General features: G+C 44.5%; 12 protein-coding genes and 1 pseudogene. 7 read left to right on the top strand and 6 right to left on the bottom strand.

The window, feature by feature from the left end:
* The first annotated feature begins 2 nt into the window (after positions 1-2).
* From ALT761_RS17175 to ALT761_RS17165, 3 genes are read left to right on the top strand one after another with little or no spacing between them, the layout of a single operon-like run.
* The gene (locus tag ALT761_RS17175) at positions 3-2,276 is read left to right on the top strand and encodes a cellulose biosynthesis cyclic di-GMP-binding regulatory protein BcsB (protein ID WP_129740118.1); all 2,274 of its coding nucleotides are present in this window, start codon (positions 3-5) and stop codon (positions 2,274-2,276) included.
* On the top strand, positions 2,270-3,328 hold the full coding sequence (locus ALT761_RS17170) for a glycosyl hydrolase family 8 (RefSeq protein ID WP_129740117.1): 1,059 nt from the start codon (positions 2,270-2,272) through the stop codon (positions 3,326-3,328). The genes ALT761_RS17175 and ALT761_RS17170 overlap by 7 nt, the downstream gene beginning before the upstream one ends.
* Complete coding sequence (locus ALT761_RS17165; protein WP_129740116.1) at positions 3,328-5,922, top strand: cellulose synthase subunit BcsC-related outer membrane protein; 2,595 nt, start codon at positions 3,328-3,330, stop codon at positions 5,920-5,922. Before ALT761_RS17170 ends, ALT761_RS17165 begins: the two co-directional genes overlap by 1 nt.
* Here ALT761_RS17165 and ALT761_RS17160 read toward each other — a convergent pair.
* From ALT761_RS17160 to ALT761_RS17140, 5 genes are all read right to left on the bottom strand, one after another.
* Positions 5,905-7,257 carry a choice-of-anchor A family protein gene (locus ALT761_RS17160; RefSeq protein ID WP_232043486.1) on the bottom strand — a complete coding sequence of 451 codons (1,353 nt, stop codon included), beginning with the start codon at positions 7,255-7,257 and terminating at the stop codon, positions 5,905-5,907. The two genes, ALT761_RS17165 and ALT761_RS17160, sit on opposite strands and share 18 nt — an antisense overlap.
* 172 nt (positions 7,258-7,429) lie before the next feature.
* The gene (locus tag ALT761_RS17155) at positions 7,430-7,837 is read right to left on the bottom strand and encodes an ExbD/TolR family protein (RefSeq protein WP_057789357.1); all 408 of its coding nucleotides are present in this window, start codon (positions 7,835-7,837) and stop codon (positions 7,430-7,432) included.
* A 140-nt stretch (positions 7,838-7,977) separates the two neighbouring features.
* On the bottom strand, positions 7,978-8,763 hold the full coding sequence (locus ALT761_RS17150) for a CLCA_X family protein (protein ID WP_126872828.1): 786 nt from the start codon (positions 8,761-8,763) through the stop codon (positions 7,978-7,980).
* Between the two features lie 2 nt (positions 8,764-8,765).
* Positions 8,766-9,305, bottom strand: a complete 540-nt coding sequence (fldB, locus tag ALT761_RS17145) for a flavodoxin FldB (RefSeq protein WP_013782623.1) — start codon at positions 9,303-9,305, stop codon at positions 8,766-8,768.
* 21 nt (positions 9,306-9,326) lie between these two features.
* Positions 9,327-11,192, bottom strand: a complete 1,866-nt coding sequence (locus ALT761_RS17140) for an alkaline phosphatase family protein (protein ID WP_129740115.1) — start codon at positions 11,190-11,192, stop codon at positions 9,327-9,329.
* 370 nt (positions 11,193-11,562) lie between these two features.
* Between ALT761_RS17140 and ALT761_RS17135 the strand changes: the two genes are divergently transcribed.
* Positions 11,563-12,711, top strand: coding sequence for a hypothetical protein (locus ALT761_RS17135; RefSeq protein ID WP_129740114.1), 1,149 nt, complete (start codon positions 11,563-11,565; stop codon positions 12,709-12,711).
* Between the two features lie 123 nt (positions 12,712-12,834).
* On the opposite strand, the gene msrA is transcribed toward ALT761_RS17135, so the two are convergent.
* Entirely contained in the window at positions 12,835-13,380 is a 546-nt protein-coding gene (msrA, locus tag ALT761_RS17130) for a peptide-methionine (S)-S-oxide reductase MsrA (RefSeq protein ID WP_129740113.1), read from the bottom strand.
* Between the two features lie 174 nt (positions 13,381-13,554).
* Between msrA and ALT761_RS17125 the strand changes: the two are divergent.
* From ALT761_RS17125 to ALT761_RS17115, 3 genes and pseudogenes are all read left to right on the top strand, one after another.
* Positions 13,555-13,935: pseudogene (locus ALT761_RS17125) on the top strand (thiol-disulfide oxidoreductase DCC family protein); the annotation flags it as partial.
* 106 nt (positions 13,936-14,041) lie between these two features.
* Positions 14,042-14,836: an SDR family NAD(P)-dependent oxidoreductase gene (locus ALT761_RS17120; RefSeq protein WP_129740111.1), complete on the top strand. Its 795-nt coding sequence runs from the start codon at positions 14,042-14,044 to the stop codon at positions 14,834-14,836.
* Positions 14,837-15,043: 207 nt separating this feature from the next.
* A complete protein-coding gene (locus ALT761_RS17115) occupies positions 15,044-16,465 on the top strand; it encodes a sodium-dependent transporter (protein WP_129740110.1) in 1,422 nt (473 codons plus the stop codon).
* Positions 16,466-16,595: the final 130 nt, after the last annotated feature.

Genomic DNA, 16,595 nt, shown 5'->3' with positions numbered 1-16,595 from the left:
TAATGATAAAACCTTACTTCTTACTGATGTTTAGCTTGTTTTTCTCTGTAAGCATCATGGCTGAAACTCAAACTTTTCGACTTAGTGATTTTTATGCTGGTGACAGTATTGCGCGATTAGAAGGGAAATCTAGTAGCGTGGATATCGCAATACCGCTAAGTGCTATTAGTGATATATCGAAAGCCTCTCTTAGAATAGAAATTGTGAGTTCACAGGCGCTCGTTGAGAAACGTTCACAAATGTATGTGCGATTTAACAATGCCACCATTGGGCAAATAGCTTACTCCCCAAACCAACCCACTATTATCTCAACCATTGATATTCCTTCTCAGCTTTGGCGCGAAGGATTTAATAATTTAACCTTGGCAGTTAGCCAGCACTACGCCATGCAATGCGTAAACGGTAGCGCTCCGGAATTATGGAGCGAGGTCAACCTTTATACTTCTTCGCTTACAGTAGATGCTGATATTGACGTGGATAATTTTGGTATTAAAGATTTATCGGGATTTTTTAGTGCAGGTATAGGCGGGCAACGCAGTGTTCAATTACTTACTGCTGAGGATGCCGATAGCGAGATTATCGAAAAAACGTTGCCGTTAGTGGCACAGGCGCTGGCCCTTAGAAACCAATATCAACCTCTTAGCATCATGCATACGCCCATTCCACAGGGGTATGTTTTACCTAAAGTTACTCAACAAGATGAGGAGTTTTGGAGTGAAAATAGAATAGGCGCGTATGAAAAAACGGCATGGTATTTAGCTGAAGACAAAACGCGGGAGGTCCATGTTCTGGTTGGGAATAAGCAGGCATTGTCTCCGGTATTATCTGATGCGGTTGTCAATGAAATTAACGGCCCCTTCTTAAAAGTGCAACGCACCGAAGCATTTGTCGCTGTCGATAAAACTTGGGTGCCAGCATCATACCGACTTATTGTTAGCGGAAATAATAACGATGAGGTTTTTGATGCAGCAAAAGCCTTGTCGGTAATGGACGATGCGCTCAACCCTGGTGCTCGTACTATCGTGCGCTCTCAAACGCAAATGGATGCAGTAGCGTTGCAACAGACTGCTGCATTGCAACCCGGTGAAAGTTACACCTTTAGCGATATTGGGGTATCTAGCGATCAATTTGTGGATGAAGGGCGCTTTGAGAAAAATGTATCATTAACGCTACCCGCTGATTTCTTTGTACCTGAAAATGCCAGCGTAGAATTCCTTCTCGATTTTGGCTATGGGGCGGGCATTGGGCCGGGCTCTTCAATGAACGTAAATGTGAACGGTGAACTCGTTCACGGCTTGTATCTTGGTGACGTGAATGGTGAATCTTTTAGGGATTATCAGCTGAAGATCCCAGCACGATTTTTTAAAGGTGGAACGAACAGTGTTAGCTTTATCATTACTATGCGCCCGCCTGTTGCAGGGCTTGCGTGTAACGATGTGCAAAGCTCTCATTTATTGTTCCAATTTAACAACAGCTCTAGCATTCACCTTCCTCAAGCAGGCCATGTAGCCGTTCAGCCTGATCTAGGTTTATTTGGTGATACTGGCTATCCGTTAGCACGTTTTAATTCAGCGCCTAAAAGCCAAATATTTATACCGTCTAACGACTATTTAAACAGTGCATTGACCCTAGCTGGCAAGCTTGCTCAAGTTGCAAAAATTCCTCTGCTGAATCTATCAATCACTAAAGACGCATATGAAGATAAGGGATCATTAATTGTATTAGGAAGCCCTGAAACACTAAATAATCTTGAACAAGATAGTTTTGTTACTGCCATTGGGAATACCAAGCGTTGGCCCTACCGCGCACAAAATATGTTGTACAACCGTGTGAGAGATTTCAGCAACGATAAATCTTACCGCCAAATGCTTACCGAAGGCACTACAGTACAGGAAAGTGATTTGGGCGATAATGCGGTGTTTGTCGCGCAGCGCCACCCCAATGGCACGAATTCCGACACCCTATTTTTATTGGTTGCACAAACACCTGAAAAATTGGCCGCGAGAGTGGATGACCTGATTAGTTTATCTCTATGGGGACAAATGGCAGGCGACTTCTTTGTTTGGAATGACAACGAATCACCCTTGTTGGTTATGCAGGTTAACGATAAATATGAAATGGGTGAACCGGATGATGTTTTACTCACTCTTCGCTTGTGGCTGTCTAACAACCCTTGGTATTGGTTAGTCACCTTCATGGTATTAGTATTCTTCGTAAGCTTATTGATTTACTTGTTGCTGCGACGCCGAAACAAAAGAGCACAAGATTCATGGTAGACGGCGGTAGGGGCTGGCGGTTCATTCGACTCGTCGGCCTGTTTGGGCTGCTAGGTATATTGGCGTCATGTAGCAACCCTGAAGAGCGTGAAATACAAGAAGCGTTTCAAGCCTATAAAGCCTTGTTTATCGACAATGGTCGTGTCATCGATACGGGTAATGGCGATGTATCTCATAGTGAGGGGCAAGGGTACGGTCTATTGTTCGCGGTTGCTGCTAACGACAGAACCGCTTTTGATAGTATATGGTTGTGGACTCACACTGTACTTCAGCGGGACGATAAGCTATTTCATTGGCGCTACCGCCCCTGTGAAAGTAAAAATAAGCAATGTATAGACGACCCAAATAACGCCTCAGATGGCGACCTACTTATTGCTTGGGCACTTCTGCGTGCTGCTGATAAGTGGGGAGACAAAAGCTATCGGCATGATGCTCAAGTCATCATAACGGCTATCGAAGAAAAGTTGTTTATTGAAACCGAAGCGTTCCTAGTGCTGTTGCCAGGAGAGTTCGGTTTTAAGAGTGATGAGAGTAATGATGAGGGCATACAACTTAATTTGTCTTATTGGGTGTTTCCCGCCATTGATGCGATTACTGAGGTTTCGTCTCGGGCACTACGCTGGAAAGCATTACACCGCAGTGGCACTGCGCTTATTTACAAAGCACGTTTTTCTAAACACAAACTGCCCCCAGACTGGTTAAGAGTGAACGAAGGAGCCTTGTCTTTAACCAATACTGTGTCTCAGGAATATGGTTTTAATGCCTGTCGTATACCCCTTCACCTTGCGTGGGCAGGAATAGATGATGCCGCATTTTATTCTGATTTTGAACGCTGGTGGGACATAGAAAATACACCGGCTACCGTCAATTTACTCACAAATGAAATAGCTGAATATGCGATGACACCAGGGATGAAAGCCGTTGAGTCTGCGGTAAAACATATTATTGATGGTAGTCCACTGTCACTTCCAGCGATTGACAGAAATATGGATTATTATTCGGCGAGTTTAACCTTGCTCTCTATGGTTGCTGTTATGGATGCCAAGTCTTAATGTCATCACAATTTTATTGCAAAAAGCGCCCCACAACATTTTTTTTAGCGGTGCTATCGGCCGGTATTGTGGGCTCGTTGTTAGGCGGCGCCCAAGTCAGCGCCCAAGTCAGCGCCCAAGTTAGCGCAGAAGCCTCTACTACGTATAAAGAGCAGCAAGATAAACCGCTACAAGTAGCCGAATATGGCAAACCTGATGTTACGGGGTTGTGGTATCACATCAACCAAAAGCAAACACAACTGGCAAACCGAGAATTAGGAAGGCTTAAAAGTGCGTTTCCGCAATGGGTAGTACCTAGCGACATTGAAATAGCATTGTATCAATTAAACAATCCTTCCAAGTCCTCTGATGTTGTTACAAATCAGAAAGCTTTAGAACAGTCTGCTTCAAATCGGGCTGCTTCAAATCAGGCTGCGTCGAATCCGGCAACATCAAATGCGCCTTCGCAAAACACGGTGACGAAAGACGCCCCACTTCAAAAATTTGCGCAAAAAACATCAGCGCAACGTGTGCTTATTAGCGCACGTGAGCTTAACCAGTTATCAATGTTAGCTGACAGCCTAGCACGTTACGATTATCACATGTTATTGGGGTGGGCTGCTCTAGACAAAGGCATGCTTAGCGATGCTCAGCATCATTTCGAGCGCGCAGAAGCCTTACATGAAACCGTACTGCAGAAAAAAGGCGTAGTTGATGGTAAGCGTGCCATTGTGAATGCGCGAATTCAGCAACTCTTGAGCAACAGCGCTAATACCAACAATAAAGATGACAGCATTACCAAAGACAGCATTACCAAAAAAAGCGCAGCGCAGCTCAAGTCGATGTTGTTAGGGGGAGATGCTGAGCAGGTGAGTGAAACGCTATTGGGAGAGGCTTGGAAACGCTATGACGCCGAGCGCTATCACGCTGCTTATGATTTATTTGAACTGTTAGAAAATCATGAAGGGGTGTGGCTGAGTCTGCGAGGGCAGGGGAAAAATGCCCAGGCGGGCTCTTACGCATGTGAACAAGCAAGCTCGCAAAAATTCCTCACCCGCTGTGCTGACTTTTTAGCTTCCGAACAGGCAGAACATTACAACAACGAGCAATTTCAGCGAAGTGTGGATGCTGGATTAGCATTACGAAATATTCGGCGTTTAAGCGGTGATGAACAAGCACTGTTGGGGTGGAGTGCGTTGCAAGCAAGCAATCGTCTTAACGATGAAAATGCGCAAATTGCCAGAGATGCTTTTTCCGCAACGCTTGCATTGCAAAGTAGTGCGAGTGAGGCGAGTAACTTAGATATCGCCAATGCGCTTATTGGGTTAGCAAACACGAAGGAACAAGCTGCGTTAGCTAAAAAATACCCTTCGGTTGCACTCATTCTAAAGCAACAAGGCGCCGCCAGTGCATGGCCAAGAAAGCAATTTATCTTATCTTATAATCTTGATGATGCTAGAGCGACAACAGCGCAAACTAAAGATGCTTATACCGTGGTGGCGGGTTTGACGACGCGATCTCGAAGCGGTGATGAAGGGCTGGGCAATTTTGATGTATTCACTAGCTATATTGGCGTTGGCGGCATGGTAGACAGTTGGCAATGGCAAGTTGCACTAGATTATCAACAATTGTATAGCGGTAAGCCCGCAACAAACAGTTGGTTTGCTGATGGGCAAGCTTCAGATGATTTTGCAGGCATTTCTGGTTTTGAAGATAAAGGGCTGCGCGCTGAAGTCATGTATCAACAAAGCGCTTTTAATTTTTACGCTAACCTAGAGTATGAATTATTCGACCAGCCTGTTGACGCAGAACTAACAGGGCAAATTTCAGCAACGTGGTTTTTACCTGAAGTGACGTTGGCGACAACGCTATTTCATTTACCTAAAACCGATAGCCTATTGAGCCAGTCCGGTACCTTCAATAGCGAACAGACCGAACGTTGGGGCTATGTTATAGCCGACGGCGTTTCGGTGTTAGCTGCACACAGCTTCAAACCGCAGTGGTCGATAGCGGGTACATTGACGTGGGCCAGTTTAAGCGGCGATGGGGTTGCCGATAATAAATATTTATCTCTTCGTACGGATGTAAACTATAACCTTGCGCCACAAATATCGCCTAGGTTGGATTACTGGCGCGTAGGACCTTTTTTCAGTTATTTAGGGTACGATGAAAATCTAAGCGGTTTTACTTACGGGCATGGTGGGTATTTCAGCCCAAATTATATGGTAAGTATTGGCGGTTATTCTGAACTACTGACGATGGAAGCGCACCGTTGGCAATTTAAGTTAAGTACCTCATTAGGACTGTCTAGATTAGCAGAGCCTAGCGATCCTCGGTTTCCCCTATTAACAGCGAATGATAGCAGCAACCCGCTATCAAGCTTACATCTGCCTTATAATCGTAGTACTGGCTTAAGTGGTAATATGATGTTTGAAGGCCAATATAGATTGTCTAACCATTGGATAGTAGCAGGCTACGTAGGTAAAGCCTTTGCGGTGGAATATCAGGCTTTTGAAGCGGGGATGCAAATACGTTGGCGACCAGGAAAAGGCGAGGGCGTAACCAGTGACGAGCTAATGCGCTCGTCACCACGGTTATCAGGTTTTGCGCTTTAGCTTATTGCGAATGAACACTACCGCGAAAGCAGGAAGCATAAGCAGTATTGAGCCCGGTGCAGATACTTGCGTTACGCCGAAACTATAATTGTTTACTTGCCCTGTGGGTGCTAAATATTCAACGCCATCATCATTGGTTAGATAAACCTCTGGGGTAAACACGCTACTCGCAATAAGGTTCCCGTCAACATGGCCGTTGTAAAAAGCAATATCGGCATAAGGCGCTAATATGCTTCCCTTAACCCCTATGGACTGAATAGTCACGCTGGTGGCGTCAACAAAGTTAAATAGAATGTTATTGGTGTAAGTACCGTCGTGACGGTAATTCGCATTTTGGTCGTTATCTTGATACTGCCCAGCAAACGCAATATTGAAAAAGCCGGTATTAAACAAGTCAACCGCATCACCTGTTACGTTAATGATGTTATAGCTAGTGGTTGAGAAGTCGTACGTAATACTCTTGTTCGCCACAGATAACCAGTCGGCATCGATGTCGTAAATATTGATGCTGTCATCACCAGAGAACACGATACCGTCTACGTTAGTGCTATCTGCACAGCTTGTATCGCCTTGGCAATAAAAAGTTGTACTGCCGTTTACAGTCATGTCAGCGAATGCTAACGACTGTGCTTTGATTTCAGATTCTATAGCGTCAAAGTCGATATTATCTATCGCCGAAGATGTGACAGCGTCTGCAATGATGCCGTCGCTTGCTGTAGAGTGCATATCAAGGACAACCGTGCCACCGGCGGAAATGCTGCCATCGGTCACTTCAGAGCTAACTAGTGCAACACTATCAACCGAACGAATATCACCGTTTTCTACGCTAGTATTGGTTAGCTGTACACTGCCTGCATTGATATCGCCGTCATTGATTTGTGCATTAGCTGAGGTAAAAACACCCCCCACATTAACATCGCCGCTTAATACCGTACTTTCGGTAATAGTGGCGTTGTCAGCTGCATTAACGGTGCCTTCAAACTCAACACTGTTAGCCACAATATTGCCGCTAACGGTGGTTTGGCCGTTACGAATTTTTCCGTTCGTATAGGCGATATCGCCACCCACAAACAATGAGCTTGTGGTTAAATCTGTGGAAAGTTGCAGGCCTACATCAAAATCGTTTACAACTAGGTTACCGCCAACAGCAAGGCTACCCTCTACATCGGAGTAGTAACCAGTATAGTCTTCGAAGATGAATGCATTGTAGTCGAAGGCTTCACTTAAGGTAATTTGAGTGGCATGAACAATACCTTGTGCACTAACCGCCAGGGTTAGCGCGCCTAGGGAACTGGCGAGTTTCGTTGAAATTGTGTGTTTACGCATAGTTGACATATTTTTGCTCCAGTGAAATCAGCAACTGGAATCAATTTTCAACATGGATTTCCAGGCACACCGAATGGTACGATCAGAACAAAATGTGCGCATTACCACAAGAGATACTTTCGTATAGGGATAGATACGAAAAAGCCGCCCTAGAGGCGGCTTTTTAAAACTTTCGAAAGAACTAGCCTTTCTTAACCAGTACCGACACTTTAGCGATACCAGCTACTTTAACCTGGTTCATTACTTCTACCACTGTACCGTGTTCAGTATCTTCATCAGCTTGGATAGCTGCTGAATCAGTGTTGTTTTCCGCTAAATAAGTTTGCGTGTTTGCAACAACACGGCGGATATCAACTTCACGGCCACCCATCATGATAGTGCCATCAGCAGCTATACGAATAGATAGGGCTTTAGAAGGCTGATCATTTTTAGACTGATTGTCTTCTGGGCGGTTTGTATCTAACCCTTTTTCTTTCACGAACGAGGTCGTTACGATGAAGAAAATCAACATGATGAACACGATGTCCAACATGGGGGTCATATCAATCTGAGCCTCGTCTTCGGCCGAGGTATGCTTTTTTCTTTTCATCTCGTCTTCTTTTTTCTGTTACGTTCGAGCACATTAGTATACTGCCTGTAACAAAAATAAACAGGGTTTTGTACAAAACAGCGTGCTCGTTAACACTTGTTGCTGAAAAATTGCTCAGTTTCCATCGTAAAACAACAAACTTATGATTGTTTGTGGGAAATGGCGACGCCTAATTGGTAAAAATACAACATCAACGACTCATTGAGCGCTATACGCAAATTACCATGAGGATAAATGCCAAGTCTAGCCTCTGTTGATCTTTTTGTTCCTTGAACTAAGAATGCGTTTTTGATCGTATGGTCTTGAACGCAGGCCTCAAAGGCTCTGGCGGCCATTTCTTGGGGCATCGCATAGTAATAGATTTTTAATGCGCGATCCGCCTCTACAGATCGTACAAAATAATCGTTAGGCCGATTATTGTTGTCTAAAAACAACGAAGAGAAGCAATTACTCAGTTTTTCATTGAGCGGATGGGGATTTAGTGGAACATTATCTAGCCAAGCTTGCGAAGCGAAGCTGCCAGGGCCCACGTCGGCAAACATTTTGGGCGCAATATAATGATCAAACGCATGAAACCACTCATGAGCTAATGCGCCTGCACCGGCATTCTTAGCCAGTGCGAGCTGTCTTCGTGCACTATTATAATGGGCGCTAGCGCCTTTTTGACCGCCACTACCAAAGGCTAACGACAATGTGCCGTTTAAGGACAGCACTTGTTCGTTAACGTTTAAAATGGTGGCTAGATCATACAAGGCGTCGAAGAAAAGGTTAGCCGCTATTTGTTGTTCATCAGCCGTTACCCATTTTCCAATGGTGATACTCGAAAAATTAAACAGTTTGCGAATATCTTGAAAAGTGACATCGGCACCATCCCTATGGCTAGGTCCATTGCGATAGAAGTCTTGATGTATGCGCCCTTGGGTCACAGCTAACCCGCTAACGATATAAGCAGTTGTTCACACCATGCAGCAATACGTTCTTCTGATTTGTCGTACTGGTTTTCGTCGTCTAGTGAGAGCCCTAAAAAGTGTGACTTGTCTTCAGTTAACGCTTTAGACGCTGTGAACTCATAACCCTCATTGGGCCAATAACCAATGATAGTGCAGTTGGAAGGGGCGATAGCATCGTGCAGCATACCCAAGGCATCTTGAAACCAATCAGCGTAACCAAGTTGGTCGCCCATGCCATACAAGGCTACGGTTTTACCTTCCAAATTAAGCTGGTGAGCTTCTTCCCAATGAGATTCCCAGTCTTCTTGCAGTTCACCAAAGTCCCAGGTAGAAATTCCGAAGATAATGACGTCGTAGTCGGCGGTTCTGCCTAAGCTCACATCTTTAATGTTGTGAACATCTACAATGTTTTCATCGAACAAGCTATTTAATTGTGCCTGAATTTTTTCCGCTGCCATTTCCGTATAACAGGTTGTTGAACCGTAGAATAAGCCAATCGACAGGGCATTATCACTCATGAAAACCTCTTTCCGTACACACTAATCATCTTTTATGGGCGGGAATTCTACCTCTTTACCGTTGCTCAACAAAGCTTTGCAGCCAACAACTGTACTATTTTGTGAAATTTGTAATATACCGATGGCGCAGCCGTTATAGAGCTCACCGTAACCTGATGATGGTTCTCTGGCGGTAACCGACATATTTCTGCGCCTTGTGAACACGTTAAGCACAGATTTTGGCCCGTAGAAAACACGGTTAAGCCTATCTAACCAGCGAATTAAGCCTTCGGGAAACGCGTTCTTTAATCCGCTACAGGTAAATTGGGTGATGTGAGGGCTATTGCGCTGAAAACGTAATCGTACATCGTATACAAACGAGTAGTGAACATCACCTGACAGAATAATAAATTCAGGGGGCGTTTTGTAATGTCGAAAAATATTCAACATAACATTCGCCGTGCCTTTATGCGCCATCCAGTTCTCGGCATCCACAGTAAGTGCTTTGCCAAAGAAGGTGAAAGTCTTTTGGATGGCTTCAATAAACTTCACCCCGTAAATAGGGGCGGCCGACACCACTATCACCGCTTCCTTTCCAATAATGTTATGCTGAAAGTCGCATAAGGCTTCCCAGTCCATCAAGCCTGACGGCTTTTTCATACTCGATTCTGAGCGCCAACGTCGCGTTCGGGTATCGAGTACCTCAATAGGGGGCGTGGTGTCTAAGCGGTAATTCCAATGTTCAAAGTCTAACAATTGGTCAATGAGTTCATCTTGCTTGACCATGCCATTTTCGGTGAAGGTTTCACTGGCTTTAGCCATTAGCTGCGCGCATTTTTGCGGCGCATTGCCCCATCCTTGGCAAAGTAAGTAACCGGTTAGGGCGTTACCAATCATACGTTTAGAAAAAGGGTTTCCATAAACTTCTTGTTCCCAACCGCGGGTTAAGTTCCAGTCGTCGGTGACATCGTGATCGTCAAAAATCATGTAAACGGGAATATGCGCCAGTGCACGGCGGACTTTCGGCAACGTATTAACAAACCCTTCAATGGCATTTTGTTCTTTTTCAAAGGTGTCTTTGTGTGGTTCGTCAATATCATTGATATGAAAAGTCACGTTTCGCCACAGTGCGGGCGACCACACTAAGAAATACATGGCCATCACTTCGGCGCAGCTTATTAAGTGGTTTTGCGCATTCACCGAGGTGAAAATAGGTTTTCTTTTGGCACCAAAGAAGAGTGACGAAAGAGCGGTATTCGTTTCAGTTTGTGGCAGTAATTGCTCACGTTCATAAAAACCATGGGGGTGAGTAGGGAGCTCTGCCGAGTTGTCTAATACCGCGCCATTTAGGGGCTCTTCAAAAAGCCCAAGTAATGCAATGATTTGGTGAATGGCTTGCAAAGTAGGGCCGGCTACATCATCGGTGTATACCTGATCGCCTGTCATCATAAGCACATCAGGGCGAGAGCTGTTTGATGTAATAGCGCTATCGAGTAGATTATCAACTTGAGCAAGGGCATCATCACCATCAAAATGAGGCTTTCGACATGAGCCATGTAATAGGGTTTCTGGTTTATTTGTCCAGCAAAAGCTTAATGCAGTTTGATTAGCATAAAGTAAGTCTGCTTGCTCATGTTGCCACTTTTCTTGGCATTCAGTCGCTGTAAAGGTGAGTTGGTAATAAATGGGTATATTGGCGGTAAAGCTTTCATCAACAGTGGCAGATAATAAGTGAATGAAGGCGTGCTTACCGACTTGCACGCAGGTGCCTGTCACCTCTGCTTTAAGCGTTGCACCATGTTGTGTTAGTGCAAATGCTGGCGCATTAGCCTTAGATGTTACTAACCAAACATAACACGCACTTTGTGTGACTCGCCTAACGATTGGGCCCGCAATCACCGCAGGAATATACTGCTCAGAAATAATATGCTCCTACCAAAAGCAACAAGAAGAAAAATGTACCTTACTCTTTTTTGGCTTTAAACGGTATGGTAGATATACTCGCTTACATTTTTTACCCCAATGGGCTTTACTCGTGACGGTTTTCGCCCATAAATTTGCCTTTGTCTGACTATTTACGATGTAGGTCAAAAAGCAGGTCAAAATGTAGGTCAAAGTGCAGGCGGTATCGTAGATGGGGTAGCCAGTAGAATTATAGGCTGTGAACACGTTGTCGGGCTGATTTGTTGCTAGCGGTTTTTTATGAGCGTGCTGGTGCTTGCAGGTTTTGCTAGGCGTGAGTGATAGGGGCATCTTAACGTTGAAGGAAATGAAAAACATGTTGAATAATTGGCCGGTTGCCGCGTTTATTGTCGTAGCATTAAGTAGTGTTACGACAGGCTGTAGCGATAACAAAGATGCTGCATTTAGCGAAGAAGCACCTAGTGCCACAACAAGTTCGGTTTTAACCTCTGTTGGGCGCTGGATATCCACCGACACCAGCGACGTAATGCAAGACCCGCAAACCTCAGGGCTAATTGAAATTAATGGTCACTTAGTCACCATAGCAGATGGTAGTGCCGCATTCGAGCAGCAAAGAAAACTGCACTTTATTGATAAAGACACGGCGATACTGACCACATCAAGTAATGCATTTAAGCTAGCTACACGCGTGCGCCGAAGTTGTTTTAGTGACTATTTAACCAATGCGCCAGATTTAGAAGCGCTTGCTAGCGATCCTCGTAATGCGGATGTGATTTACACTGTAACCGAAGATGCTACCCGCACAGGCACGCTCTCTACTCGCTGTGAAAAGAAATATCAAAATACGGGCTCTACCGATTATCCCACCTTATTGGTTCGTTTAGAGCGAAATGAAGACAACACTGTGACAATGACCCATGTTCGTCCTTTGCAGTTTCTTACCGAATTTGAAGTAGGGAACTTTCCTAACGACGGTATTGAGGGCATGGCCATGGCAAAAGATGGCACCTTATACTTAGGCCTAGAAAAAGATAAAGCGGGGCAGCCGCGAATTTTCTCGTTAAACATAGCGGATGACTTTTGGCAAAGTGCGGATTTCGCTGTGGTAGATGAACCTGATTTGTCGTTACCTATGTTTGAAACGGGTAGCCACCCCATAAATGGCTTAGCACTTTATAATGCTGCTGATAGCGGTAATCGTTTTTTATTGGCCGCAGCCCGAAATGATAACGAGGTTTGGGTTATTGATGTTGCTGGTAAGGTAGAAACGAAGCGTATCTCCATGCAGTTTAATGTGAGTGCAGATAATGAGTGCGGCGAATATGTAATGGATAACGCCTCAATTGAAGGACTGGTTGTGGTAGAAGATACTTTGTGGCTAATAAACGATCCGTGGAAAGTAAACTACTTGAAGAACATCAAATGTGAAGCAGAGACACCACGTTACGAAGCCATGGCACCTTTGTTGTTCTCGGTGCCTTTAAATGACGCATGGTTTCAGTAGCCATAAACGGCAAAAGCCCTGAGATTCAGAGCACTGGCTATTTACAGAAATAAAAAATGCGGTTGCAGATATTACGCTGCAACCGCATTTTTTGTTAGGGTCTTCAAGCCTTAATTAAGGCTTTTATGCTTGCTTACGTAAACGTGAAGCAAATGTCTTTTTAAACTTCGCTAGTTTAGGTGCGACTACCATAGAACAGTATTGGTTCTGCGGATTATTTTTAAAGTAATCCTGATGGTAGTCTTCAGCCTGATGGTAGTTATCTATGGGCACAACTTCGGTGACAACCGGCTCAGGCCAAATCTCTTCCGTGGTAATTTCCTTTATTATGGCTTCAGCAGCGTCTTTTTGCGCATCGTCATGATAGAAAACCGCGCTACGGTATTGTGTGCCCACATCATTACCTTGACGGTTCAATTGCGTAGGATCGTGCAGTGCAAAGAAAATCTCTAATACCTCTCGATAACTGATGTTATCGGCATCATAGGTAACTTGAACTACTTCAGCGTGACCAGTACCGCCACCACAAACTGATTCATAAGTTGGTGAGGCATCTTCGCCGCCCGCATACCCAGATACTGCTTTTTCAACACCTTCAACAGTATTAAATGCTGACTCTATACACCAAAAACACCCGCCAGCTAGGGTGGCTACTTGTAAATTTGCCATTGTGTTACCTCAGAAAAAACGTATGACATCAGTGTGGGTGTGAGTGTACCTAAACTCAAGTCATCCAAGTGCATTTTTTTAGCGTATAAAAGCATAATAAATAAAAAGCCCAGAACACAGAAAGACAGAACACAGAAAGCACAGAAAGCTACTGCTAGGTCAGAGGTGACTACATTGATAATTTTTTACGATGGCTATTGCCCGTTGTGCAAAACAGAAATGCGCCATTTACAAAAACGGGATAAGCAAGGTGCATTAACCCTTGTTGATATTCAAACACCAGAGTTTGCTGCGCAGTACCCTGAATTAGATTGGCATGCACTCAATGCTAGAATTCACGGGTTATTACCCGATGGCACACTTATTACCGGACTCGATGTAACCCATCAGGCGTGGAAAGCTGTGGGTGTAGGTTGGCTATACGCCCCCCTGCGCTGGCCTGGTATTCGTATTATTGCCGATTGGGGTTACCTCAAATTCGCTAAACACCGTTATACCATTTCGTATTTATTGACCGGTAAAAAGCGTACTTGTGACCGATGTGTACCTGGTGATATTCAGCAAGCATCACCCAGTGATGCGAATGCTGCGCTTACTAAAAGCACCGCTGGGGCGGAACATATTACGAATATCGAAAACACAAAAGGCAAAGGTGGCGACAGTGGCAGATAACCCCAAAACTGAGCAAAGCGCTAATACGGTGTCTCTCGTGATAGGGGCGTCGGGCGGAATAGGGAGGGCACTGGTTCATTTATTGTCAAGCGCTGACACCGGTGAGGATGAGAATCCTAAAAAGGTAATAGCCCTTAGCCGCAGTGGTTTTAAAGACCCTACTTGGACCGATAATGTGACGGCAATTAGCTTGCCGGAACACAATGAACGCAGTATAGAGGCGTTTGTTAAAGACCTTCAAGCGCAAGGTACACGAGTGAAGTTAGCGATTGTTGCGACCGGCGTACTTCACAATGAAACGCTGGGGCTTCGCCCAGAAAAACGGCTTGAAGACATTAGTGAAAAAGCGTTAGCAACTTACTTTGCCGTCAACAGTACGCTGCCTGCTTTATGGATGAAGTACTTAGTGACTGTGATGGTGAAAGAAAACCCGTTAATTGTCTGTATTAGTGCGCGGGTGGGCAGCATTTCTGATAACAAACTGGGGGGCTGGTATGGATACCGCGCTTCAAAAGCCGCGCTTAATATGTTGGTAAAAACAGCCGCGGTAGAATACACACGGCGGCTTAAAGAACCACTTTTAGTGTGTTATCACCCAGGTACTGTCGATACTGGTTTATCAGCGCCGTTTCAGAAAAACGTAAAAGCTAAAAAACTGTTCACACCGGAATTTACCGCTAATCAACTGCTTACTCATTTGTCGACACTAAGCGCTTCTCGCCATTCAAACCATGACGAAAGCTGTCACTTCATTGACTGGGACGGTAAAGTGGTAACTTGGTGATACGCCAATTGCCGCTTTCTGTAAGCCCAATATCAAGACTTTTTATTACACTGCTGTTACCATGCATTTTAGGGAATGGTGCAGTGTTTTGACTCGCTTAAAAAAGGCGAGCAATACGACGTAGTCGACGCCATTAGCACGATGAAATAATCATAAGTTATCGCCATCCCAGAAAACATAAAAATAAACTCAACAAGAGGAAGGGATATGAGCGGGGCCAGAGAACAGTTCGGATCGCGCATAGGTTTTATTCTAGCAGCGGCAGGGTCGGCAGTAGGTATTGGTAACCTAGTGGGCTTTCCTGTTGGCGCGGCAAAAAATGGCGGTGGTGCATTCTTATTAATGTATGCCATTTTTGTATTCGCTATTTGCTTACCTGTGATGTTAGCGGAAATGTCAGTGGGGCGTCATGCCAAAAAAGATCCACTTGGCGCATACAGCGCAATCAGTGACAATTCAGCAAAATGGAAAATCGCCGGTTGGCTAGCCATTGCTACGCCATTTATGATTGCGGTGTTCTATATGGTGATCACAGTGTGGATTTTCGGTTATCTTTTTGAAACCGTCAGCGGTAATTTAGACACCTTAGCTAACCCAGATACCTTTGGGTTATTTATTAATTCATCGTCTATTTTCGCTTATATGGCCGTGGTTGTTGGTGTGGTTTATCTCATTCTACAAGGCGGTGTTAAAGAGGGTATTGAAAAAGCAGCTAAGCTGCTGATGCCTGCCCTTTTCGTTATGTTAATTGGCTTAGTGGCGTTTGTACTCACCCGCGAGAATGCCATGGCAGGCGTGAAGTTTTATATTGTTCCTGATTTCACAAAACTGACAGCAACCGTGGTGAATAGTGCGCTTGCACAAGCGTTTTTCTCCCTCTCGCTAGGTATGGGTATATTGATCACCTACGGTAGTTATATCGACAAGAGAGCGGATGTACCTACGTCGGCAAAGTTAGTGGCAATAACAGATACCGCAGTGGCCTTCACAGCAGGCCTAATGATTCTACCTGCGATATTCTCATTTAATCCTGATATAAACCCTGATGAACTTAGTGAGTCATCAGTGAGTATGATTTTTACTTATTTACCTAACATATTTTTAGCGCTGCAAAGCTCTATTGGGTATGTGGGTGCGTCTATCGTGGCAAGCTTGTTCTTCTTATTAGTGTTCTTTGCTGCCATCACGTCTTTAGTGTCTATTTTTGAAGTGCCAGTAGCGGCGCTAATGGATGAGAAAGGGGTAAGCAGAAAGTGGGCGTTAGCATCACTTGGTAGCGTGATGCTGGTGTTAGCAATATTGTGCACCTTGTCATTTGGTAAGGTTGAAGCACTTACGCAGTTCGCCAGCTACGCGGGTGTAGATAAGTCGCTGTTCGACGTTATTATTGACGTATTTTACGAGACTATTTTGCCCTTAAACGGCTTCTTGATTTGTATCTTCGTTATCTATCGTTGGAAGAGTGCAAACTTTAACGCATCCCTTGAAGAGGGGAGTTCGGGCTATCGTGGTGGATGGTTTGAAAAGTATGTCGATGTATCACTTAAAACGTTTATCCCTGCCATCTTGTTGGTCATTTTCATCAATACCGTGGCAGTTAAATACTTCGGCTTCAGCCTGTTTGGTTAATTGCTGACTAAACGAGTCACTGACAAAACTAGTTGTTGTAATAACTATACCAACAATAAGGCGCTCAAATGTGAGCGCCTTATCTATTTGTGACTCTGTACTTTATTTATGTGCCTGCTCTTTTTATAAA

It is taken from the genome of Alteromonas sp. 76-1 (genome assembly GCF_900654235.1).
GTDB lineage: Bacteria > Pseudomonadota > Gammaproteobacteria > Enterobacterales > Alteromonadaceae > Alteromonas > Alteromonas naphthalenivorans.
Note: the sequence above shows the minus strand (reverse complement) of the source record. Positions and strands in the feature narration are given on the sequence as shown.